The organism is Clavibacter sp. CT19, assembly GCF_027858075.1.
In the GTDB taxonomy this organism is placed as follows: domain Bacteria; phylum Actinomycetota; class Actinomycetes; order Actinomycetales; family Microbacteriaceae; genus Clavibacter; species Clavibacter tessellarius_A.
Genome location: NZ_JAQHYR010000005.1, coordinates 1 through 21,950 on the forward strand (window position 1 = coordinate 1; position 21,950 = coordinate 21,950).

Consider the following 21,950-nt stretch of genomic DNA (forward strand, 5'->3'; position numbering starts at 1 on the left):
TGACGGTGACGCGGGCGGGGGGGGGGGGGGGGGGGGGGGGGGGGGCCGCCGGCCGGGGGGGGGGGGGGGGGGGGGGGGGGGGTGGGGGGGGGGGGGGTGCGGGCGGCGCGGCGGACGGAGGCGGGACGGGCGCGGATGCGGATGCGGCGTCGGGACGCGAGGCCGGCGCCGGCGCCGCGTCGGGACGCGGGGACGCGGGCACGGCGACCGTGGGGGCGTCGCGGTCCGGGTGCGCGGCCGGGGCGGCGGCACCGGCGACTGCGGCGGCCGCGCCGACCGCGCCGACGGTCGGGAGGACGCGCGTGCGGTCCTCGTCGCCGTCCTGCTCGGGATGGTCGGCCTCGGTGACGCGGCGGTCCGCGTCCTCGTCATCGTCGACATCGCCGAAGAGGAGCGCGATGGCGTCGACGGGCTCGGCGTCGGACGCGACGGGATCGCGGTCGTCACGGTCGTCGGCGACGGGCGAGCCCGGGGCGTCACGGTGCTCGTCGGCGTCGGCCGGGGCGGGATCGCCGTCGGACGGGCGGGCCCCGTCCGCGACGGGAGCGGGGCCCGACGACGCGGCGTCCGCCGGGGCGACAGCGGCGACAGCGGCAGCGGCGGCTTCGGACGGAGCGGGCGCCGCCACCGGGGCACCGGCGGCCCACGCCATGGCGGCGGCACGCGCGGCTGCGGCGGCGGGCGCGAGCGGGGCGGAGGCGTCGTCGCGCTCCGCTGCGTCACCGTCAGCAGCGGCAGCGGCAGCGGCAGCGGCAGGCTCGGCGTCCCCGTCGTGCGCCGCCTCGATCGCGGCCGGCCCCGCGGTGTCGGCGCGGCCGGCGGCATCCGCCGCGCCCACCGGATCGTCGACGACCCCGGCGTCCTCGTCGAGGCCCTCGTCGACGCGGGGCGTGAGGTCCACGAGGTCGTCGGCGGGCGTCTCCGCGGGCATCTCGGCGGCCGGCTCCTCGACGAGCTCGGCGTCCACCACGGCGGACTCCACGGCGCCGTCGGCATCGGGCTCCGGGAGGCGCTCGACGCCGTCCCCGTCCGCGATGGGCTCGAGCACGAGCTCGGCGGTCGCGTCGTCGACGGGCTCGGGATCCGACTCCAGCTCGCCGGACAGCACCTCGCCGGACGGCGGCGCGTCGGACGTCGGCGCATCCGGCAGCGTGGCATCGGACGGCGGCGCATCCGCCGGCACGGTCCCGGCGGGCAGGTCCACGGGCGCCGGGACGTACCCGGGGTCGGGCTCGCCCGCGAACTCGAGCTCGTCGGCGATGCCGGGTGCCGCGGCGATCTCCGGCTCGGGCGCCGGGCCGGGCGCGTCGTCAGCGGGGTCGGCCTCGGCGGAGGCGTCCGCCTGGTCGAGCGGGGCGATCCGGTCGGCGTCCTCGGTCGCGTCGAGCGGGGCGATGCCGGCGAGGATGTCGTCCGCCGGGGCCTGCGGCGCGTCGGCGGGAGCGGGGTCGATGCCCTCCTCCTGCGCGGCGGCGATCTCATCGGCCTCCGCCTGCTCCGCGTCGTCGCGGTCGGCGGGCTCGGGCTCGACGCCCTCGATGCCGCCCCAGCCGGTCGGCGCCAGCGGGCGGACGGGCCGCTCCCGGTCGGCGTCCGTCGCGGGACGGACGGCGAAGGGGTCGTCGTCGCGGTCGCGGTCGCGGCCGGATCCGCCGCCGGGAGGCGCCTGCCCGTCCACTACGCGAGCCCCAGGTCCTCGAGGCCGATGGCGTAGAGGTAGCGGTGGCCGGCGGCCTCGATGACCGCGCGGGCGTCGGTCGAGCGGTCGACGACCACGGCGACCGCGGCGATCTCCGCGCCCACCTTCTCGAGCGCCTCGATGGCCTTCAGCGGGGATCCGCCGGTGGTGGAGGTGTCCTCGACGACGATGACGCGCTTGCCCTGGAGGTCGGGCCCCTCGACCTGGCGGCCGCGGCCGTGGTCCTTGGGCTCCTTGCGGACGACGAACGCGTCGTAGCCGCGGCCGACCGCGGCGCCCTGGTGAAGGATCGCGGCGGCGATGGGATCCGCGCCCATGGTCAGCCCGCCGACGGCGGCGACGTCGGGCACCTCGGCGATGAGGTCGAGCATGACCTGCCCGATGAGCGGCGCGACGCGGTGGTCGAGGCTCACGCGGCGCAGGTCGACGTAGTAGGTCGCCTTCTTGCCGCTCGTCAGGGTGAAGTCGCCGTGGAAGACGGCGTCCTCCTTGATGTGGGCGATGAGCTGCTGGCGCGCGTCGGAGGTCGTCACGCAGCCGATCCTACGGGCGGGGGCCCGCGCCGACAGGTGCGACGGGCGGGCGCGACGCGACGCGGATCAGCTGCCGGATGCGGTCGGCAGGCCGAACACCGTGCCCACCGCCGCCACGTCGTCGCCGCCGTGGCCCGCGGCGGACGCCTCCGCGTACGTCTCGCGGAGCGCCTCGAGCATCGCGGTGTCGAAGTCGTGCGCGTCGGCGCCGTCGAGCGCGGCGAGCATGAGCGTCACGTCCTTGAGCAGGCCGTCGAGCGCGAACGACGGCGCGAGCTCGCCCGCGAGCATCGACCCGCCCTTGAGGTGCGCGTACGGGGTGTCGGCGGCGCCGCCCGCGATCGCGTCGAGGAAGAGGCGCGGCTCGACGCCGAGCAGCTGCGCGAGGCCGAGCGACTGGCCCGTCGCAGCGGTGATGGACGCGATCCAGGCGTTGCAGGCGAGCTTGAGGGCGGATCCGGGACCGGCGGTGGACCCGGCGACCACCGTGCGCGAGCCGGTCGCCTCGAGGACGGGGCGCGCGACGGCGAGGTCGTCCTCGGATCCGGAGACGAGGTGCACGAGGAGGCCCTGCTCGGCGGGGCCGCGCGTGCCGAGGACGGGCGCGTCCACGAACCGGATGCCGTGCTCGGCGGCGAGCGCGGCGATCCGGCGGGTGCCCTCGACGCCCACGGTGGACGACTGGAGCACCACGGCGCCGGGGCGGAGCGCGGGCGCGACGTCGGCGAGGACCTCGAGCACGGCGTCGTGGTCGAACAGCATGACCACCACGATGTCGGCGTCGCGCACCGCGTCGGCGGCGCTCTCCGCGACGGTCGCGCCGTGGTCCGCGAGGGGCGCGGCCCTCTCGGCGCTGCGGTTCCAGACCGTGAGCGGGAGGCCCGCGCGGAGGATCGAGCGGCTCATGCCGGAGCCCATCACGCCGGTGCCGAGCAGCGCCACGCGGGGCGGCCCGTCAGATGCGGGGGCGGAGGCGGGCGCGGCAGCGGTGTCGTCGGTCATCCCCCGACGGTACGCCCGCCGGATCGGAGACCATCGCGCCCGCGCATGACGACGGGCCGCCGATCGCGGGGATCGACGGCCTGTCGGGCGGTGCGGACGGCTCAGACCGCGGGCGCCTCGGCGTCGTCGTCGGAGCCCTCGCCCGGCAGCACGATGTCGGCGATCGTCACGTCGACCCGCGTGACCGGCCGGCCCACGAGCTCGGTGACGGCGTCCGTGATGGCGGCGCGCACGTCGGCGGCGACCTGCTGGAGCGGCACGCCGTATTCGGCGACGAGCGTCACCTGGAACGCGACGCCGGACTCTTCGGTCTCGACCGAGACGCCCTGCGTGAGGTCGGTCTGGCCGATGCGGTCGCGGAGCTGGCCGATGACGCGGGCCGCGCCGCCGCCGAGCGCGTGCACGCCGGGGATGTCGCGGATCGCGAGGCCCGCGACCTTCGCGACGACGCCGTCGGCGACGACCGTGTCGCCCTCGGCGAGCGCCCCGGAGGAGACGGTGCCGGAGGATGCCGGCGCGACGCGCGTGACGTCGGCCGGGGTGGGAGCGGGGGTGCTGGGGCTGGTGCTGGGGTTCGTGTCGCTCATGCGGTTCCTCACCGTCGGGGCCCGTCGGACGGGCGTCTGCTGTGGTACTCATGGATCAGACGCGGCTCGTCCCCGGTTCGTCACGGACCGGACCCGGACCCGGCTCGTCTCCCAGCGCACACGGAGGTACGGCATGGCCCTCTCCTCCTCCCTGCAGGACGCGGGCGACGGGATCCTCGCCGAGCGCGCGGCCGACGGCGACACCCGGGCCTTCGAGGTCCTGGTCCGCCGGCACGCCTCCTACATGCGGGCCTTCGCCATCCGGCTCACCGGATCCCGCGCCGACGCGGACGACGCGGTGCAGGAGGCGCTCATCACCGCGTGGGACCGGCTGCCCACGCTCGAGAAGCCGGACCGCGTGAAGAGCTGGCTGCTGCAGATCGTCAGCCGCAAGTCCCTCGACCGGATCCGTGCGCGCCGCCCCGCCGACGACATCGACGACCACGAGATCGCCGACCGGCTCACCTCGCCGGAGCGCGATGCCGAGACGTCGTCGCAGATGCGCGCGCTGGCGGTCGTCCTCGACGCCCTGCCGCGCGAGCAGCGCGAGGTGTGGATGCTGCGCGAGGTGGGAGGCTTCTCCTACGAGGAGATCGCCGAGAGGCTGGGCGCGACGCCCTCGACCATCCGCGGCCGGCTGTCCCGGGCGCGCACCACGGTGATGACGAGCATGGAGGCGTGGCGATGAGCGGCACCGGACCGCACGGGGGACCCGCCCTCGACGCCGACGGCGAGCCCCTCGACATGGCTGCCCTCGCCGACTACCTCGACCGCGGGCGCACCCCGCGCATCGCCGCGTACGAGGACGACCCCGACATCCGCAACGCGCTCCGCGCCCTCGAGCACATGCGCGACCTCGGCCGCGAGCTCGTGGAGGCCGAGGCCGAGGAGGCCGAGGCCCCGGGCGACGACTTCTTCCGCGGCGTGCTCGCGCACATCAGCCGCGAGTCGCGCGCCGGACGCGACATCCCGCTCTCCCACCCGGATCCGGGGGTCAGCCTCGCGCTCACCGAGGGCGCCGTGCGCACCCTCGTGCGGCAGGCGGGCGACGAGGTGCCGGGCGTGCTCATCGGCCGCTGCACGCTCGACGGGGACGTGACGCGCGCCGGCGAGCCGGTCCGGGTCGCGCTCACCATGAGCGTCGTGTGGGGGGATCCGCTGCCCGAGCTGGCGCAGCGCGTGCGCGAGCGGGTCCACGCGGCCCTGCTCCGGCACACCGAGCTGCGCGTCGAGGGCATCGACGTGACCGTGGTGGACGTGCAGGCGCCACCCGCGCCCGAGGAGGAGGCAGCACGATGACCCTCGACGACGACGCGTCCGCGGCGCCCGGCACCGGCCCGCTCCCGGACCCCGCCGCCCTGTCCCGCGACCTCACCACGGTGCTCCGCGGGGTCGCGGGCGTCGCCGACGTCTTCGCGCCGCGCTCGCCAATGCTGCTCGCCGCCCAGCAGGTCGTGGAGGGCGTCGTCGCCGGATCCTCGACCGCGACCGAGCAGCTCGTCACCGTCGAGACCGGCGAGGGCACCGTGCTCGTGCAGGCGTCCATCGCGGTGGATGCGGCGGGCCGCGCCAGCGACACCGCGCGCGCCGCCGTCGACGCGATCCGCGCGCGCCTCGCCGAGGCCGTCGGCGCGGACGCCGCGGCGCTCGCGACCGTCACGGTGCGCGTCGGCAGCATCGGCTGATCACGAGGACGTCGTCAGAGGGTGACACCAGCTAGTCCGACGGTTTCTCCGCGTACACGGGGACTCGGCGGAGATAAATACGCCCGAAAGTAGTGCCGCGCAGCACCTCCACTGCCCTGAGGCAGTCCTTTGCTTGCGAATGCCGTCTTTCCAGCGCCGCGAGTTGCTGATCTCTCGCCGCGAGCTGCTGTTCTCTCGTCGCAAGCTGCTGTTCTCTCGTCGCAAGCTGCTGCTCTCCCGTCGCAAGCTCGATCTTCATCTCGTCAAGGCGACATGTCGCTTTCGCGAGATCTCCTTCAACGATCGAGGCGGAGCGAAGGGCAGCGTCACGCTCCTCGATCCTGTCTCGGATCTCTCTGCCCAGAGCACGGTTCCGACGCACGAGCGCCTGCATCATCTGAAGCCACTTACCGGTGCTGGCCCAGCCGTAATAGGCCGTGCGCTCCACGCCACCGGCGATGTCGTGGTGGAGCTTCCCTGCCAGGTACTGCTGGAGCACGAGCGCTAGCCCGAACTGACTGACTGCGGGCTGACGCAGCATCTGATGCCGATCGGGCTGGAGGATCCCGGCGTCGACTATCGCGCTCAGGCCGCCGACGTCGAGCGCGTCCTCCGGCCGGGAGGTGTCGGTCACGAGCCGCACTCCGAACGCGGGGATGCGCGTGTCGACCCAATGGCAGTCGTATGTCAGCCATAGAACCCTGGTGGAGCGCTGGGGCTCCCTGTACCGCCGGATGATGTCGTGCTCGCGGGCAGCTTCCTCCCCCTCGACGTTCTCCAGCTCGATTCGGATGAGGTGAAGTACCTGCGGCGTGCGCACAAGGAGATCGACATGCCCCGCCGCCAACTTCGGCGCGACGACGGTCTCGTATCCGAGGGAGCGCGCATGCTCGTCGACGGCGGAGACCAGCGCCCTCTTCCACCCTCCCCCTCGTCGTCTTCCGCGCATCTCCGCACACTGCTCCTCCGCGAGGCCCGGGCCCTCGTCCGGTCGCGGTGTGTGGGCCAGGATGTCGCGTTGAGAAGACGTCCCTCGATGAAGACGCCTCGGGTGCACAGGTCGATCGCAGTCCATGCATCTCAAGCCTTCGCGGGACTCCGTGGAATGCCAGCGGTCATACTGCCCAGGTCTGCGTATGTCGATCGCGGTCCCTCCGGGTCCGATCGCCACGACCATGTTCTGGGGATCCGCCCATCTGCTCATGCCCCTCATCAATAACGGAGACGACCGACAGTCCGTGTGTTCTGTCGACCGGGCACGCGCGCGGCCGGGCCGGTCCCCCGCTCCCGGTACCGTGGACGCATGCGCGTCGCCACCTGGAACGTCAACTCCATCCGCACCCGCGTGGGCCGCGTCGTCGACTGGCTCGTGCGCGAGGACGTCGACGTGCTGGCCATGCAGGAGATCAAGTGCAAGCCCGAGCAGTTCCCGATGGCGGCGTTCGAGGAGGCCGGGTACGAGGTCGACGTGCACGGCCTCAGCCAGTGGAACGGCGTCGCGATCGCGAGCCGCCTGCCGCTCGAGGACGTCGTGACGACGTTCGAGGGGATGCCGAGGTTCGGCAAGCCCGACGCGACCGGCCAGCCGCCGCTCGAGGCACGCGCGATGGGCGCGACCGTCGCGGGCATCCGCCTGTGGAGCCTCTACGTGCCCAACGGCCGCGGGCTCGACGACCCGCACTACTCCTACAAGCTCGAGTGGCTCGAGGCGCTGGCTGCCGACACGCGCGCCTGGCTCGCGGCGGATCCGGAGACGCCGCTCGCGCTCATGGGCGACTGGAACGTGGCGCCGCTCGACACCGACGTGTGGGATCCGGCGCTCTTCGAGGGCAAGACGCACACCTCGGAGCCCGAGCGCGCCGCGTTCGCCGCGTTCCTCGAGGCCGGGCTCGCCGACGTCGTGCGCCCGTCGATCCCCGAGGGCTACACGTACTGGGACTACCAGCAGCTGCGGTTCCCGCGCGACGAGGGCATGCGGATCGACTTCATCCTCGGCAGCGCGCGGTTCGCGGAGCTCGTGGACGCGCCCCGCATCCACCGCGACGAGCGCAAGGGCGACGGCCCGAGCGACCATGTGCCGGTGGCCGTCGACCTCGACGTGGAGACCGAGCTCGACGACGACCGGCCGATGATCTTCTGATCCGCGCCGCGGCCCCGGCCGGACCCGCGAGCCGATGGCCGCTCCCGATTCCGATTCCGGCGCCCAGGGGCGTGCCCCGTAGTCTCGTGGCGTGACCTCCGACGACGACGCGACCCCCGAGCGCGGTCGCCGCGCCGACCGCGGACGCCGCTCCGCCGTCGCGCCCGCCCGCGCCCGACGCCTGCCGACTCCGCCGAAGGCGGCCGTCCCCGCCGTCCCGCGCCGGACGGTCCGGGACCCGGCCGAGACCGAGGTCATCCGCCGCCCGTCGGAGCGGGACGTCGCGCGCGACGCCACCCGCGACCGCCGCGACGCCGCCCGCCACCGCCGCGACGAGGACCTGCCGGGCCCCGCCTGGCTGCCGCGCTGGATCCGCCGGGTGGACCGCCGCGTGCTCGTCACCACCGCGGTCGGCATGCTCGTGGCCGCCCTGATCGGCGGGGCCGTGGCCGCGTACGGACTGGGCCTCATCTTCGTCACCGACGCCTGCGACGTGGACGCGTACGTCTGCGACGACACCCTGTTCACGCTCGGCTACGGGCTCGCCGTCGCCGGCCCGCTGCTCCTCACGGGCATCGCGCTCCTCGTCGCCCTCGTCGGCATGATCCGGGGGCGCACCCGGCCGTGGCTCGTGCTCCTGATCGGGGTGGCCGCGTCGCTCGCGGCGTACGTCCTCGGCGCGGTGCTCGTGCTCGTGGCCGTGCCCGGATCCTCGCCCGTCACCTGACCCGGGAGCCGCATACACCGTCCCGAGCGGGCGCTCCGGCGGCGCGGGCGCCGCACCGCCGTTCCGCTAGCGTGGGAGGCCGGACGCGCTCGACGCGGATCCGGGGGATCGGCCGCACCACGCGGCATGCGAGGGGGCGTAGTGGACAGCGGACGAGTGGCTCTGGTCATCGAGGACGACGGCGACATCCGCCAGCTGCTCGAGGTGGTCCTGCGCCAGGGCGGCTTCGCGGTGCACTCCGCCGGGACCGCGTCCGAGGGCGTCCGCCTCGCCGCGGAGGTCGCGCCCGACGTCATCACGCTCGACGTGGGCCTGCCCGACTTCGACGGCTTCGAGGCCGCGCGCCGGATCCGCCTCGTGAGCGACGCGTACATCGTCATGCTCACGGCGCAGGGCGAGGAGGTCGACACCCTGCTCGGCCTCGAGGCCGGCGCCGACGACTACATCGTGAAGCCCTTCCGGCCGCGCGAGCTCCGCGCCCGCATCTCGGCGATGATGCGGCGCCCGCGCGGCGGCGGCGACTCCCCCGCGGCTCCGGCGGCTCCCGCCTCCCCGGCCGCCGACGCCGCGGATCCCGCGGACGAGCCCGTCCAGCCCGCCGCGTTCGCCACCACCACGACGGTGTCGCCCGCGCTCCCCACCGACGCCGCGCCCGACGACGACGCGGACGCCGACGTCCTCCGCCACAACGGCCTCGTGCTCGACGGGGGCACCCGCCACGTCACGGTCGACGGCGAGCAGGTCGACCTCACCCGCACGGAGTTCGACCTGCTCGCCTCCATCCTCGCGAGCGGCGGCCGGGTGCGCACCAAGGGCGACCTCGTGCGCGACATCCGCGGCGGCCCGTACGCCGTCTCCTCCTCCACCGAGCCGGAGGAGCGCGCCGTCGAGGTGCACCTCGGCAACCTCCGCCGGAAGCTGCACGACGACCCGCGTCAGGCGCGGTGGGTCCAGACGGTGCGCGGCGTCGGCTACCGGCTCGCGCCGCCGCGCGACTGACACCGGGGCGACCGGACGCGGGCGCGCGAGGCCGCCGCGGAGCCGGTGGGCTCCGCGGCGGCTGCGCCGTGGATCGGGGTCCCCTCGGGTGGGATCCCGGTCCCGTCATCCGATCCGGCCTGTCGCGGGAGCCGGTCGGGCGTGCACCTCGACCGTCGGGTCGGCCGCGGGCACGGGTCTGGTGGGGCGGCCTCAGTCGGGCGCGGCCCCGGACGAGGCGCGGATCCAGGACCGCATCGCGTCCATGCTCCGCTCCCCCGTCTCGCCGATGCCGGCGAGGAGGAACCGCGCCGCCTCCGGACGCCCGCCGCGGATGGCCGACTCGAGCTGGGCGGCCGCCGCGCTCAGGCGGAGCGCGCCCACCATCGCGGCCGAGGACTTGACGCTGAGGCAGGCGTCGAGGGCCGCGTCGCGGTCGCCGTCGGCCACCGCGTGCGCGAGGCGGTCCCAGCGGCTCGGCCACAGGTCGACGTAGAAGCGCAGGAAGGCGATGCAGGCGTGCTCGGCGTCCGGGAGCGCGTGCGGCTCGGCGGCCTGCAGCGCGCGCGAGGGGGCGCCGACCGGGCGGGGGGACCCGGCCGGCGCCTGCCCGCGTCCCGGTGCGGGGGCACCACGGGACGCGAGGCGGTCGTCCGGACGGGGGGATCCGGACGACGGGTTCCCGCGGCGCGGCTCGGGGTGGCCGCGCTGCGGGGTCACGTCTCCTGGTGCGGGTACGCCGGGAGACGCAGCGGGGGTGTCCGTCGGGGGGACGACGGACAGTCGGGCGGGACCGGGCACGTCCGACAGCTCGACCAGCAGCTGCTCCAGGACGCGGACGTCGAGGAGCGGGGGGAGCTGCGGGGCACGGGCGGCATGGGCGTTCACGCCCGGCCGCCGACGAGCGGAGCGGAAGGACCGGCCAGGCCGACGGCGGGTACCGTCAGCGCATCCGCGGACCCGGTACGGCACCCGGTGCGCGCGGCTCGGGTGCCGCTCGCGGGGTGGTCGTGGGGGGTCATCCGGTCCTTCGATCGCTCGTGTCGGACGGGTGGGAGGCCCGCCGTGGCACGAGCCTGCCAGCGCCGCATGCCGGTTCGACTCAAGTTGTGGACAAGATCAGCTCAAGTCGGCGCGCCCATGGCAGGGCGGACCGAGGCGGGGCACGCCGGGGCTCAGGATCCCGGGGCCGGCGGCCGGACGCGGAGCGGGATCCGGACCCGCATGGTGGTGCCGACGCCCACGGCGCTCTCCACCTCGATCCGCCCGTCGTGCGCGTCGACGATGGAGCGCGTGATGCTGAGGCCGAGCCCGACGCCCGCGACCGTGCTGGCGCGCGCGGAGCTGGTGCGGAAGAAGCGCGTGAAGAGCTGGGCCGTGTCGTCCTCGGACATGCCCACGCCGTCGTCGCTCACGCAGAGGTGCAGCTGGTCGCCTTCCACGCCGACCTCGGTCGTGACCGTGCCGCCCTCCGGCGTGTACTTCACCGCGTTGCTGAGGAGGTTGTCGAGCACCTGGCCGATGCGCACGGCGTCCACCTCGGCCACGAGCTCCTCGTACTCGGGCTCCACGAGCGCGACGCCGCTCGAGCGCGCATGCGGCCGGATCACGTCGAGCGCGTTCTCCACGATCTCGCCGACGTCGACGAGGTTGCGGTTCACGGCGAGCCGGTGCTGCGCCGCCGTGAGCAGGTCGCCGATGAGGCCGAGGAGGCGCTGCGCGTTCCGCTCCACGATGGCGAGGCGGGCCGCCGTGATGCGGTCCTCCAGGTCGTCCTCGACCAGGTCGTCGGCGATGAGCTCGATGTAGCCGAGGATCGAGGTGAGCGGCGTCTTCAGCTCGTGCGAGACGCTCGCCACGAACTCCTCGCGCTCGGTGACGGCTAGGGCGAGGGCCGTGACGTCGGTGCTCACGACGACCATGCCGAGGGAGCGCCCGTCCGCGGCGACGAGCGGCGAGACGGAGGCGAGCACGGCCTTCTGCGCGCCGCCGTCGCCCACCCAGTACACCTGCCGCGCCATGGCCTCGCCCGCGCGGGCCCGCGCGACCATCTGCCGCTCGGGCGGCACGACCGTGGTGCGGTCCTCCTCGTAGACCAGGCCGCCGATGATCGGGTCGGCCGGGTCGAGGGGGTCGGCGAGCGTCATCAGCTCCACCGACGCCCGGTTCCGCAGCATGATCCGCCCGGTCGGGTCGAGCACCACCACCGTGTCGTCGATGGCGTCGAGCACACCGTCGATGATCGTGTTCCGCTGCTGCAGGTCGTCGAGCGTGGCGGTCAGCTCGCGCTCGATCTCCTCCAGGCGCGCGTGCTGTCGGAACAGCTGCTGCGCGAGGAGGTTCACGGCGACGGCGACGAGCAGCATCACGACGGGCAGCACGACGAGGTGCGACCACTCGGTGGTGTTCGAGGGCAGCGAGCCGGATCGGATGAAGGGGAGCGCGAGGACCACCGCCGTGCCGATGGCGCCCAGCCAGAGCACGTGCAGCGCGAACGCGTACGCGAGCCAGACGACGGGGAAGACGAGGAGGAACGACGTCGACGGCACCTGCGCGCGGATGGCGTCGTGGCAGAGGGCGAGCGCGACGAAGTCGAGCATCGGCAGGAGCGCGACCCAGCCCCCGTCGACGCGGTGCCACGGCACGGCCGCGGCGGCCACCGTGACGAGGACCGCGATCACGGCGCCCACCACGAACCCCGGGTCGGCCACCGAGGCGAGGTCGCCCAGGCCCGCGACGAGCCCGACGACCGCGAGGCTCAGGATGAAGGGCATCTGCGCGTGCAGCGGCTTCGAGAGCGTCATGCTGCGGAGCGCGGCGGGGAGGCGGGAGGCACGGTCGCGCCGTACGGCGGAGGGGGCCTGCTCGCTCACGTGACCCCCCGGTTGCGGTCATCCCCGTGCCGCTCGTCGATCCTAACCGGCGGTGGAGGATCCGCCCCGGACGCCTGTACCCCGTGATAAGGGGGGCCGTAGGGTCGACGGATGACCGATCTGCCCCACGAGCGCCGCGTGGAGATCGCGCACCTCGTGGCCTCCCCCGTGCACCGCCTCGAGGGGCGGCCGGCGGACGGCCCTCGGGACGAGCCGGGAGAGCCCCCGTCGCGCCGCAGCGTGCGGATCCGGGCCGGCCTCGGAATCGTAGGCGACCGCTACTTCGGCCAGCGCGCGCACCGCACAGCCGCGGTCACGGTGATGGCGGTCGAGGCGGTGGAGCGCGTGGCGGAGGAGCTCGGTGTCGAGAGCGGACTGGATCCGGTCGAGACGCGGCGGAACGTGCTGCTCCGCGGCGCCCCCGTCGACGCGCTCCGCGGCATGCGCTTCAGCCTCGACTCGGGCGACGGACCCGTGGAGTTCCAGGGGCACCGGCCCGCGAACCCGTGCGCGTGGATGGACGTGATGCTCGCGCCCGGCGCCTTCCGCGCGCTGCGCGGCCGGGGCGGCGTGCGCTGCGAGCCGCTCGGGGACGGGATCCTCACGGTGGGACCCGCCGTCCTCCGCACCGAGCGGCCTGTGGAGGGCGTGCCCGGCGAGCCCGCCCCGCGCGGAGCGACCCGCGGGGACGCGCCGCGCGGGGACGCGCCGCGCGACGGGGTGCGCCTGTTCTGACGCGCCCCGCCGCGCGGCGGCCGACGCCCGTGCGCCGCGCCGCGCGGTTCCGCGGATCCGCCCTAGTGGACGGGCGTGCCGCCCGTGACCGCGATCGTCTCGCCGCTCGTGAAGCTCGACTCCTGGCTCGCGAGGAACACGTACGTCGCCGCGATCTCCGCCGGCTGGCCGGGGCGGCCGTAGACCGACTGGGATCCGAACTCCTCGACGTCCGACGCCGACTGGCCGACGGGCTGGAGCACCGTCCAGAACGGGCCGGGCGCGACCGAGTTGACGCGGATCCCCTTCGGCGCGAGCTGCTGCGCGAGCCCCTGCGTGAAGTTGCGGATCGCGCCCTTCGAGACGGCGTAGTCGATCTTGTCGGGGCTCGGCTGGTACGCCTGCGACGAGCTGGTCGTGATGATGCTCCCGCCCTTGGGCAGGTGCGGGATCACGGCCTTGCTCAGCCAGAACAGCGAGTAGACGTTCGTCTTCATCGTGCGGTCGAGCTGCTCGGAGTCGAGGTCGAGGATGTCGTCCTCGTTGCGCTGGTAGCCGGCCACCATCACGAGGCAGTCGAGGCCGCCGAGCGCGTCGACCGAGGCCTGGACGATGTCCTGGCAGGTCGTCTCGTCGGAGATGTCGCCGGGCACGAGCGCGGCGGTGCGCCCGTCGGCCTCGATGGTGGATGCGGTGTCGCGCGCGTCCTCGAGCTCCTCGTCGAGGAAGTTGAGCGCGATGTCGGCGCCCTCGCGCGCGAACGCGATGGCGACGGCCTTGCCGATGCCGGAGTCGGCGCCCGTGATGAGCACCTTGCGGCCCTTCAGGCGGCCGAAGCCGACGTAGCTGTCCTGGCCGTGGTCGGGGGTCGGCTCGAATCTCAGCTCGTCGCCGGGGCCCGTCTGCTCCTGCTGCGGGAACGGCGGGGACGGGTACTGCGCGATCGGGTCCTGGATCTCGTACTGGTTGCCGCCGTTGCGGATCTCGCTCATGGGATGCGCCTTCCTTGGTCGGTCGTGGGGTCCCTTCCACCCTGGCCCGGCGAGCGCGCGGCGTCCGGGGGAGGCGGAGGGGTCGTCGGCCGTGCGCTCCTACGATCGGTGCATGACGACGACGCCCGAGTCCGACCTCCCGACCGTCGAGTTCGCGTTCCCGGGGCCGCTGCGGGATCAGCTCGTGGCGGCGATCGTGTCGGGCGAGAAGACCTCGACGAGCTCGCTGCTCATCCAGTACGCGGTCGACGGCGAGGAGCTGCCGGTCGTCGGATCCCGCGGCACCGTCATCGACTCGGAGGGGCGGCCGGTGCTCGTGACCGAGACGACGGCCGTGGAGATCCGCCGGCTGGCCGACGTGCCGCTCGCGCACGCGGTGGACGAGGGTGAGGGCTTCACGACGGTCGCCGAGTGGCGGGACGGCCACGAGGAGTTCTGGACGTCGCCCGAGGTCGTGGCGGAGCTGCCCGCGGGGTTCCGCCTCGACGACGACACCGAGATCGTCATGGAGCGCTTCCGGGTGGTGGGCACGGCGGATCGACCCGCCTAGGGTCGGGTCATGCGCCCCCTCCTCTCCGCCGCCCTCGTGACTGCCGCTCTCGTCGCCCTGTCGGGCTGCGCGTCCGCGGATCCGCGCCCGGCCTCGGCCCCGACCGGCGAGGCCCGCTCGGCCCCGGCGACCGGCGTGCTCGCGACGGAGACCACCGTGGGCATCACCCTCCCGCCCGTGGGGACCGGCTTCGACTACCAGCTCGGCGGCGCCTCCCCCGTGCCCGCGGGCGCGGGCATCGTCGTGCGCGACAGCACGGACGAGCCCGCCGCGGGCGCGTACGGCGTCTGCTACGTCAACGGGTTCCAGACGCAGCCGGGCGAGACCTGGCCCGACGACCTCCTGGTGCAGGGCGACGACGGGCCGCTCGTCGACCCGAACTGGGACGACGAGTTCCTCCTCGACACCTCGACCGCCGCGAAGCGCACGGCCATCGCCGCCCGGCAGGCGACGGCGGTCGATCGCTGCGCCGACGCCGGCTTCCAGGCCGTGGAGTTCGACAACCTCGACTCGTGGAACAGGTCCGAGGGGGCGCTCGACGAGGACGACGCGCTCGCCCTCGCGACCCTGCTCGTGGATCACGCGCACGGGCGGGGCCTCGCCGTCGCGCAGAAGAACACCACCGACATCGGCGCGCGCGGCCGGGACGAAGCCGGCTTCGACTTCGCCATCGCCGAGGAGTGCGACCGCTGGAAGGAGTGCGCGGCGTACACGGCCGTCTACGGACCGCACGTGCTCGACGTCGAGTACACCGACGACCTGCGCGACACGGTCGAGGGCGCGTGCGCGCGGATCCTGGCGCTGGACCCCGCGCCCCGCGCCATCGTGCGCGACCGCGACCTGGTGCCGGCGAGCGAGGACGGATACGCGTTCGCCGCCTGCTGAGCGGATCCCGGCGCCCCGTGACACGATGCGGGGATGGACGACGACGACCGGCGCGCGGAGATCGCGGAGCTCGTGGAGCTGCGCCGCCGGGTCTTCGGGCCGGACGCGGAACCGGGCGACGCCGACGCGCTCGCGCGGCTCCGGGAGCTGGAGGGGCGCGGGCGCGCGCGACGCGAGCGGACGGCGGATCCCGAGGCCGGCGACGGCGACGATCCGCGCACGGATGACCCGGGCACCGACGACGACCCGCACGTCGACGACGCCCGCGACGGCGGACCCGCGGACGCGCCGCCGCGTCACGGTGCGCGCCGGCCGCGCATCCGCCCGCGCCTCGCCGCCGTGTGGGCCGCCTCGGTCGTGATCGCCGCGCTCGCCTCCGCGGGCGCGACCGCGTGGTGGCTCGACGACGATCGCGACACGGTCGCGGAGCTCGCGCTGGAGCCGCCGCCGGTGCCCGACAACGCGACCTACCTGTCGGTCGACACCGGAACCATCGCGAAGGGCTCCCTCTTCGCGCCGTTCCACGGGATCTCGGTGGCGCGCGTGCCGATGATCGAGTCGTCCACGGGGGTCGAGGAGATCTGCCTGGTCGCCGGGCCCGCGGAGCAGGACGGGGCGGTGAGCGGTCCGGCCGGCTGCGCGACCGGCGCCGTCCCCGCCCGCACCGCGATCGTCATCACGGCCGACCAGCCGCAGGAGCTCCGCGACGCGTTCCCGCTCGGCACCACGCTGACCTTCGAGCTGGAGGCCGACGGCGAGACGGTCCGGATGCGCACCGTCGGGTGACGCGGGACCGCGTCGTCCTCTCCCGATCCGCGGACCGGCGAGCGACGGCGGATGCGATAGGTTGTGTGCTGTTCGGGGAGCGCGCCTATCGGGGCGCCTCGTCTGGTTCGATTTCCGGAGCTCTCCACCACTGGCCGCCGTTGCGGCGCGCGCGCCCGCCGAACCGGATCCGGAAGGGGTCGGCTACTCCTCGGGTCGCGCGTACGAGACCGGCAGCAGGTCGCGGATCGCGACCATCTCCGGCCCGTCGGCACCGGGCACGGCCACGCGGATGCCGGGCTGGAGGTCCAGCATCACCTGGCGGCAGCGACCGCACGGCGGGGCGACGCCGCGACCGCCGTCGCCCACGGCCGCCATCGCCACGAGCGGTCCGGCGTGCGCCGCGACGGCGGCACCCAGCGCGACGAGCTCCGCGCACGGTCCGCCCGTGAAGTGCAGCACGTTGACGCCGAGGTGGATGCGGCCCGCCGCGTCGAGGGCCGCGGCCGCCATGGTGTGGTCCGGGTCGGCGCCCAGCGTCCGGGCGAGCGCCTCGGCCGCGTCGATCAGGCGGGCCTCGGAGTCGTGGAGGGGCATGCGCACATCCTGGCGCACGGGTGCGCGCCCCGCGTCACTTGTCGCCGACCCGCACCGGCGGCAGTCCGCGGTCGGCGCGCTCGGCGTTCACCAGCTCCTCCACGAGCGCGGTCTTGCCCGCCGTGTAGGCGAGCCCGTCCTCGGCGGTCGCGGCGAGCCGCGCCTTGAGCGCGTCGTAGCGGCGCCGGGCGTCGGGATCGCGCAGGAGCCGGTCGCGGAGGAGGCGCTGCGGGCACGTCGCCCACGTCTCGGCCGCGAACACGTGGAGGATGTGCGTCCGCACGCCACCCGCCATCCGCACGTGCACGCCGTGGTTCCGCGGGCCGGTGCGGTGCTGCGCGTAGCCGAGCGGATGCAGCTCCGGGTCGAGCCCGAACGGGTCGACGCCCGGTGCGGCGGCGGCGGCCAGGTCGAGGACGGGCTTGGCGCGGAGTCCCGGCACGGCCGTGCTGCCGATGTGCTCGACGGCCGTGAGCGCGTCGCCGGCGGCCCCGCGGATCCGCTCGGCCTCGGCGCGGAACGCCTCCGCCCACGCCGGGTCGTGCTCCTCGAGGCGGATCATCGCGCCCACCCTAGCGACGGACCCGGCCGCCCCTAGGCTCGACCACCATGCCCTCCTCCCCCTCCGCGCGGCGCGCGCTCCTGCTCGGCGGCACCGGCGCGATCGGCGGCGCGACGGCCGCCCGGCTCGCGCGCGACGGCTGGACGGTCGACGTGACCGGCCGGGATCCGCTCGGCATGCCCGCCGAGCTGACCGCGCTCGGCGTCCGCTTCCACGCGGTCGACCGCGCCGACGCGCGCGGCATCGAGCGGCTCGCGGGCGACGGGGTCGACCTGCTCGTCGACCTCGCGGCCTTCACCGCGGCCGACGTCGAGGCGCTGCTCCCGGTGATGCGGGCGAGCGGATCCGTGGTCGTCGCGTCCTCCCGCGCGGTGCACGTCGACGCGGAGGGCCGGCACGTCAACGGCGACGAGCCGCCGCGCTTCCCCGTGCCGATGCCGGAGTCGACGCCCACGCTCGCGCCCGCCGCGCCCGGCACCGACCCCTTCACGCGCGAGGGCTACGCGCCGTCGAAGGTGGCCGTGGAGCGCGCGGCGCTCGACAGCGGGCTCGCCGTCACGGTGATCCGGCCCTCCAAGGTGCACGGCCGGTGGGCGCGGAACGCCCGCACGCGCGGCATCGTCGAGCGGATGCTCGGCGGCGCCGGGACCGTCGAGCTCGCCGACCGCGGCGCCTCCGTCGACCACCTCACGGCCGCGGCCAACGCGGCGGCGCTCATCGCGCGGGTGGCCGACGTGCCGGGCGCGCGGATCCTGAACTCGGCCGACCCGGATCCGCTCACGGCCGCCGAGATCGTCCGGGTGATCGCCGATGAGCTCGGCTGGCGCGGCCGCATCGTGCCGCTGGAGCCGGGTGCCGAGGGCGGGGCGCACCCGTGGGCCGCGCCGCACCCGATCGTGCTCGACACCCGGGCGTCCCTCGCGCTCCGCTACGCGCCGGTCGGCCCGGGCGCGGAGCTCCTGCGCGAGGAGGTCGCGTGGGTCCGCGACGGGGTCCGTCGGCGCGACTGAGCGCGCATCCACGCGGTCGCGAGGCGCGGTCGCGGGGCGCGGGGCGCAGCCCGTGGACGCCCGACCCGTCGCCCGCGCCGACCTGCCACGATGCCGGCATGCCCGTCGTGACCGTGCGCCCCCAGACCCCGACCGAGCTCGCCGAGATGCTCCTCGCCGCGGAGGAGGACTACGCCGAGCGCCAGGTCGAGGCGGGGATCTGGTCCGCCGCGGACGCCCGCCGCCTCTCCGCCGCGGAGACCGCCCGGCTGCTCCCCGAGGGGATCGCGACGCCGCGCACCCTGCTCCTGCGCGGGCTCGACGAGGACGGCGTCGGGGTCGGCAGCGCCTGGGTCGCGCTCGACCACCCGAACGGCTCGCCGGACACGGCGTTCCTCTTCGAGTTCCTGGTGGACCCGTCGCGGCGCGGATCCGGGTACGGCCGGGCGCTCCTCGCCGCGGTGGAGGACGCGACGCGCGCCGCCGGCGTCCCGGCGCTGGCCCTCAACGTCTTCGGCGCGAACCGCGTCGCCATCGCCCTGTACGCGTCGGCGGGATACGGGGTGACGGCCCAGCAGATGCGGAAGGCGCTCTGACGCGCACCGCGACAGGCCTGGCCGATCCCCGTCGGATCCGCCGCCGACCCGGTCGTCGCGGGCCGTCCCTGGCAGGGTCGAGGAGCGGGCTCCCACCGGATCCCGCAGAGCACCCGAGGAGCACCATGCCGCTGATCCGCTTCCTGTTCGTCGCCGTCCCCGTCATCCGCCGGTTCCTGCGCAGCCGCCAGGGCAAGGCCGCCAGGGCCAAGGGCAAGGCCCAGCTGGCCAAGCGCTCGCAGAAGCGCGCCGCCCAGCGCGCCGCCGCGACCCGCCGCCGCTAGGTCCCGGGGGCGAGCAGCGCCGCGATCACCAGCAGCACCGGGATCGACGTGACGGTCGTGATGAGCACCGTGTCGCGCGCCAGCACCACGCCGCGCTCGTAGCGCGAGGCGAAGTTGAAGATGTTCTGCGCCGTCGGCAGTCCCGCGATCACGGTCGCGGCGAACGTCTGCTCGGCATCGAGGTGGAAGGCGAAGCGGGCCAGCAGGAACGCGGCGAGCGGCATGACCACGGTCTTGATCGCCGACGCCACCACGATCTCGCCCCGCCCCGATCCCGGCGCGAGCGGCTTCCGCCCCACGAGCGACATGCCGAACGCCATCAGCACGATGGGGATCGCCGCGCCGCCGATCAGCCGGAACGGCTCGTACACCGCGTCGGGCACCGGCAGCCCCGTCACCGCGATGAGAATGCCGAGCAGCGACGCGATGATCATCGGGTTCCGCAGCGGCTGCGTGAGGATGCCGACCACCGACGCGGATCCGCGGCTCGAGATGTCGAGGATGGTGAGCGTGGTCGGCGCGAGCACCAGCAGCTGGAGCAGCAGCACGGGCGCGACCAGCTGCGCGTCGCCGAGCACGTAGATCGCGACGGGCAGGCCGATGTTGTTGGCGTTCACGTAGCTCGCCGAGGCCGCGCCGATGGTGGTCTCCGCCACCGGACGGCGGAACAGGATCCGCGCCACGACGAGGTACAGCACCGCCGCGACGGCCACCGCGGACGCCGACGCGAGCAGGAACGACGAGAACACGACGTGCAGGTCGGCCTTCGCGAGCACCGTGAAGAGGAGCGCGGGCGTCGCGACGAAGAACGCGACGCGGTTGAGGGAGTGCTGCGCGCCCGGCCCCGCGAGGCCCGAGCGGCCGACGGCGTAGCCCACGGCGATGATGAAGCCGATGATGGCGAACCCGGTCAGCACCCCGATCATCCGGCTCCCCTCGCCACGCGTCGCCTCCACCCTACGGGCGCTCGCGGGCGGCGCCGACACGCGCGAGCCCGTCCGGCGTTCAGCGCCGGGACACCGGCCGGGCCCCGACGCGTCACCGTCACCGCATAGCGTCGGGAGCGTCGCGACCGCGACCGCTCCCCCGCCGGCGCCGTCGCGCCGCGCCCGCTCCGCCAGGAACCCATGCCCCTCCGCTCCCTCCGCCTGCCCGCCTCCCTCGTCCTCGCGCTGGGGCTCGCCGTCGGCGGATCCGCGCTACCCGCCCTCGCCGCCACGGGCGCGGGCGCCGGGACCGGCGCGGGGACCGCCGCGTCCGGCGACCGCCCGCACTACAGCAGCAAGACCCCGTACGCGCCGCAGGGGTCACCTGCCGACCTGGCGCCCGCGCCCGCCGGCTTCGTGCCGGTGTACACGGAGTCGGTCGCGCGCCACGGGTCGCGTGCGCTGTCGAGCTTCAAGTACGACTCGCTGACCACGCAGGTGTGGGAGCAGGCCCGCTCCGAGGGCGCGCTCACGACGCTCGGGCAGACGCTCGGCCCGGAGGTCCAGAAGCTCACGGCCGCGAACCGGAAGCTCGGCTACGGCAACCTCACCGGTCAGGGCGCGGACCAGCACCGCGGCATCGGGAGCCGGGTCGTCCAGCGGCTCCCGGCGCTGTTCGCCGGCGTCGACGCGGGATCCGACGCCATCGCGCTCGAGAGCTCGGGCGAGGCGCGCGCCACCGCGTCGGGGAAGGCGTTCGCGAAGGGCCTGACGTCGGCGGATCCGCTCCTCGCCTCGCACCTGCCGAAGGACATCGCGAAGGACCCGGACACGCTGTACTTCCACAAGTCGGACGCGAACGCCGACTACCAGGCGTACGAGGACGGCCCCGCGGTGACCGCCGCGGTCGCCGCCATCACCGACCAGCCGCGCAGCCACGAGGTCGCCCGCCGCACGCTCGAGCGCATCTACACGCCCGCGTTCGTCGACCGCCTCGCCGCGGGCAGCTACCGCTTCGTGGACGGCGGCGACGGGAAGACCACCGTCGACGACGAGGTCGACGCCGCGATGATGCTCTACAACCTCTACATCATCGCGCCCGACATGGCCGACGAGGTCTCCGTCGACTTCGACCGCTACGTCACGAGCGCCGACGCCGAGTGGTTCGCGTACCTGCTCGACGCGGAGGACTTCTACTCGAAGGGCCCGGCGTTCCAGGGCAGCGACATCACGTACCGGATGGCGACGCCGCTCCTCGACGACTTCCTCGACTCGATGGACGCGCGGCTCGCCGGCTCCTCCACCGCCGCGACGTTCCGGTTCGCGCACGCCGAGACGATCATCCCGTTCGCGGCGCTCCTCGGCCTGCCGGGATCGACGCAGCAGGTCACGCCCGAGGCGCCGTACGACTACGCGACGAACGCGTGGCGCGGCGAGACCGTCACGCCCATGGCCGCGAACGTGCAGTGGGACGTGTACCGCGCCGCCGACGGCCGGGCCGTCGTGCGCATGCTCTACGACGAGAGGGCGATCCCGTTCCGCGCGGGCTGCGCGCCCATCGCCGCCGGCTCCCTCTTCTACGACGTCGCCGAGGTGCGCCGCTGCCTCACGGGCGCCGCCGCGGCGCCCGTGGCGTCGGGCGCTCCCGCCGACCCCGCATCCGCGGCCGGGGTCGCTCCGGCCGGATCCGCGTCGTCGCACGGCGCGGAGCTGCCCGCCACCGGCATGTCGGCCGACGAGCTGCCGTTCCTCGCGGTGCTGGCCTTCGCGCTGGCGGCGGCGGGGATCACCGCGGTCGGCATGGTGCGGCGGCCTCACCGGCCCTAGTCGGCCCCGGACGCTCCGCCGTCGGCGCGACCAGCCCCT

At 75.1% G+C, this 21,950-nt stretch carries 25 protein-coding genes; 14 read left to right on the forward strand and 11 right to left on the reverse strand.

Going from position 1 to position 21,950, the window contains the following annotated elements; all coding sequences use genetic code 11:
- The 4 genes from PED38_RS07115 to PED38_RS07130 all read right to left on the reverse strand — a co-directional run.
- Positions 1 to 1,678, reverse strand: a 1,678-nt coding sequence (locus PED38_RS07115; RefSeq protein WP_270980540.1) for a large membrane associated protein, incomplete at its 3' end; no start/stop codon positions are given.
- Complete coding sequence (gene pyrE, locus PED38_RS07120; protein WP_270980542.1) at positions 1,678 to 2,232, reverse strand: orotate phosphoribosyltransferase; 555 nt, start codon at positions 2,230 to 2,232, stop codon at positions 1,678 to 1,680. The genes pyrE and PED38_RS07115, both read right to left, overlap by 1 nt.
- Before the next feature lie 66 nt (positions 2,233 to 2,298).
- Positions 2,299 to 3,234 (reverse strand): NAD(P)-dependent oxidoreductase, encoded by a 936-nt coding sequence (locus PED38_RS07125; protein ID WP_270980544.1) that lies wholly within the window; start codon positions 3,232 to 3,234, stop codon positions 2,299 to 2,301.
- Positions 3,235 to 3,335: 101 nt separating this feature from the next.
- Positions 3,336 to 3,821: an Asp23/Gls24 family envelope stress response protein gene (locus tag PED38_RS07130; RefSeq protein WP_270980547.1), complete on the reverse strand. Its 486-nt coding sequence runs from the start codon at positions 3,819 to 3,821 to the stop codon at positions 3,336 to 3,338.
- 133 nt (positions 3,822 to 3,954) lie between these two features.
- Between PED38_RS07130 and PED38_RS07135 the strand changes: the two genes are divergently transcribed.
- From PED38_RS07135 to PED38_RS07145, 3 genes are read left to right on the forward strand one after another with little or no spacing between them, the layout of a single operon-like run.
- A complete protein-coding gene (locus tag PED38_RS07135) occupies positions 3,955 to 4,509 on the forward strand; it encodes an RNA polymerase sigma factor (RefSeq protein WP_063070351.1) in 555 nt (184 codons plus the stop codon).
- Entirely contained in the window at positions 4,506 to 5,120 is a 615-nt protein-coding gene (locus tag PED38_RS07140; RefSeq protein ID WP_270980549.1) for an Asp23/Gls24 family envelope stress response protein, read from the forward strand. The genes PED38_RS07135 and PED38_RS07140 overlap by 4 nt, the downstream gene beginning before the upstream one ends.
- Positions 5,117 to 5,506, forward strand: a complete 390-nt coding sequence (locus PED38_RS07145) for a hypothetical protein (protein ID WP_270980550.1) — start codon at positions 5,117 to 5,119, stop codon at positions 5,504 to 5,506. Before PED38_RS07140 ends, PED38_RS07145 begins: the two co-directional genes overlap by 4 nt.
- 31 nt (positions 5,507 to 5,537) lie before the next feature.
- On the opposite strand, the gene PED38_RS07150 is transcribed toward PED38_RS07145, so the two are convergent.
- Complete coding sequence (locus PED38_RS07150) at positions 5,538 to 6,455, reverse strand: hypothetical protein (RefSeq protein ID WP_270980552.1); 918 nt, start codon at positions 6,453 to 6,455, stop codon at positions 5,538 to 5,540.
- 354 nt (positions 6,456 to 6,809) lie between these two features.
- Here PED38_RS07150 and PED38_RS07155 point away from each other — a divergent pair, with 354 nt between their 5' ends.
- From PED38_RS07155 to PED38_RS07165, 3 genes are all read left to right on the forward strand, one after another.
- Complete coding sequence (locus tag PED38_RS07155; RefSeq protein ID WP_270980554.1) at positions 6,810 to 7,646, forward strand: exodeoxyribonuclease III; 837 nt, start codon at positions 6,810 to 6,812, stop codon at positions 7,644 to 7,646.
- Positions 7,647 to 7,737: 91 nt separating this feature from the next.
- A complete protein-coding gene (locus PED38_RS07160; RefSeq protein ID WP_270980555.1) occupies positions 7,738 to 8,373 on the forward strand; it encodes a hypothetical protein in 636 nt (211 codons plus the stop codon).
- Positions 8,374 to 8,514: 141 nt separating this feature from the next.
- Positions 8,515 to 9,372: a response regulator transcription factor gene (locus PED38_RS07165; protein WP_270980556.1), complete on the forward strand. Its 858-nt coding sequence runs from the start codon at positions 8,515 to 8,517 to the stop codon at positions 9,370 to 9,372.
- A gap of 192 nt (positions 9,373 to 9,564) precedes the next feature.
- On the opposite strand, the gene PED38_RS07170 is transcribed toward PED38_RS07165, so the two are convergent.
- Positions 9,565 to 10,071 carry an Hpt domain-containing protein gene (locus PED38_RS07170; protein WP_270980557.1) on the reverse strand — a complete coding sequence of 169 codons (507 nt, stop codon included), beginning with the start codon at positions 10,069 to 10,071 and terminating at the stop codon, positions 9,565 to 9,567.
- A 455-nt stretch (positions 10,072 to 10,526) separates the two neighbouring features.
- Complete coding sequence (locus PED38_RS07175) at positions 10,527 to 12,224, reverse strand: sensor histidine kinase (protein ID WP_063070358.1); 1,698 nt, start codon at positions 12,222 to 12,224, stop codon at positions 10,527 to 10,529.
- 111 nt (positions 12,225 to 12,335) lie between these two features.
- Here PED38_RS07175 and PED38_RS07180 point away from each other — a divergent pair, with 111 nt between their 5' ends.
- A complete protein-coding gene (locus PED38_RS07180) occupies positions 12,336 to 12,959 on the forward strand; it encodes an MOSC domain-containing protein (RefSeq protein WP_270980558.1) in 624 nt (207 codons plus the stop codon).
- A gap of 62 nt (positions 12,960 to 13,021) precedes the next feature.
- Here the strand turns inward: PED38_RS07180 and PED38_RS07185 are convergent, their stop codons facing one another.
- Positions 13,022 to 13,930 (reverse strand): SDR family oxidoreductase, encoded by a 909-nt coding sequence (locus PED38_RS07185; RefSeq protein WP_081234757.1) that lies wholly within the window; start codon positions 13,928 to 13,930, stop codon positions 13,022 to 13,024.
- A 112-nt stretch (positions 13,931 to 14,042) separates the two neighbouring features.
- Between PED38_RS07185 and PED38_RS07190 the strand changes: the two genes are divergently transcribed.
- Genes PED38_RS07190 through PED38_RS07200 form a run of 3 tightly spaced genes read left to right on the forward strand, consistent with a single transcriptional unit; the run spans position 14,043 to position 16,151 of the window.
- A complete protein-coding gene (locus PED38_RS07190; protein WP_063070359.1) occupies positions 14,043 to 14,480 on the forward strand; it encodes an ASCH domain-containing protein in 438 nt (145 codons plus the stop codon).
- A gap of 9 nt (positions 14,481 to 14,489) precedes the next feature.
- Positions 14,490 to 15,365 (forward strand): endo alpha-1,4 polygalactosaminidase, encoded by an 876-nt coding sequence (locus PED38_RS07195; RefSeq protein ID WP_063070360.1) that lies wholly within the window; start codon positions 14,490 to 14,492, stop codon positions 15,363 to 15,365.
- A gap of 33 nt (positions 15,366 to 15,398) precedes the next feature.
- Complete coding sequence (locus PED38_RS07200) at positions 15,399 to 16,151, forward strand: hypothetical protein (RefSeq protein ID WP_270980560.1); 753 nt, start codon at positions 15,399 to 15,401, stop codon at positions 16,149 to 16,151.
- Positions 16,152 to 16,334: 183 nt separating this feature from the next.
- On the opposite strand, the gene PED38_RS07205 is transcribed toward PED38_RS07200, so the two are convergent.
- Both PED38_RS07205 and PED38_RS07210 read right to left on the reverse strand, forming a co-directional pair.
- A complete protein-coding gene (locus PED38_RS07205) occupies positions 16,335 to 16,727 on the reverse strand; it encodes a hypothetical protein (protein ID WP_063070362.1) in 393 nt (130 codons plus the stop codon).
- Positions 16,728 to 16,761: 34 nt separating this feature from the next.
- Complete coding sequence (locus PED38_RS07210; RefSeq protein ID WP_063070363.1) at positions 16,762 to 17,289, reverse strand: GrpB family protein; 528 nt, start codon at positions 17,287 to 17,289, stop codon at positions 16,762 to 16,764.
- 47 nt (positions 17,290 to 17,336) lie between these two features.
- On the opposite strand from PED38_RS07210, the gene PED38_RS07215 reads away from it, so the two are divergent.
- From PED38_RS07215 to PED38_RS07225, 3 genes are all read left to right on the forward strand, one after another.
- Positions 17,337 to 18,299, forward strand: coding sequence for an NAD-dependent epimerase/dehydratase family protein (locus PED38_RS07215; RefSeq protein ID WP_270980563.1), 963 nt, complete (start codon positions 17,337 to 17,339; stop codon positions 18,297 to 18,299).
- Between the two features lie 98 nt (positions 18,300 to 18,397).
- A complete protein-coding gene (locus PED38_RS07220) occupies positions 18,398 to 18,874 on the forward strand; it encodes a GNAT family N-acetyltransferase (RefSeq protein ID WP_270980564.1) in 477 nt (158 codons plus the stop codon).
- 125 nt (positions 18,875 to 18,999) lie between these two features.
- Positions 19,000 to 19,158 carry a hypothetical protein gene (locus tag PED38_RS07225; RefSeq protein WP_270980565.1) on the forward strand — a complete coding sequence of 53 codons (159 nt, stop codon included), beginning with the start codon at positions 19,000 to 19,002 and terminating at the stop codon, positions 19,156 to 19,158.
- Here the strand turns inward: PED38_RS07225 and PED38_RS07230 are convergent.
- Positions 19,155 to 20,084, reverse strand: coding sequence for an AEC family transporter (locus PED38_RS07230; protein WP_063070366.1), 930 nt, complete (start codon positions 20,082 to 20,084; stop codon positions 19,155 to 19,157). The genes PED38_RS07225 and PED38_RS07230 overlap by 4 nt on opposite strands.
- 201 nt (positions 20,085 to 20,285) lie before the next feature.
- On the opposite strand from PED38_RS07230, the gene PED38_RS07235 reads away from it, so the two are divergent.
- Positions 20,286 to 21,911, forward strand: coding sequence for a histidine-type phosphatase (locus PED38_RS07235; RefSeq protein WP_270980566.1), 1,626 nt, complete (start codon positions 20,286 to 20,288; stop codon positions 21,909 to 21,911).
- Positions 21,912 to 21,950: the final 39 nt, after the last annotated feature.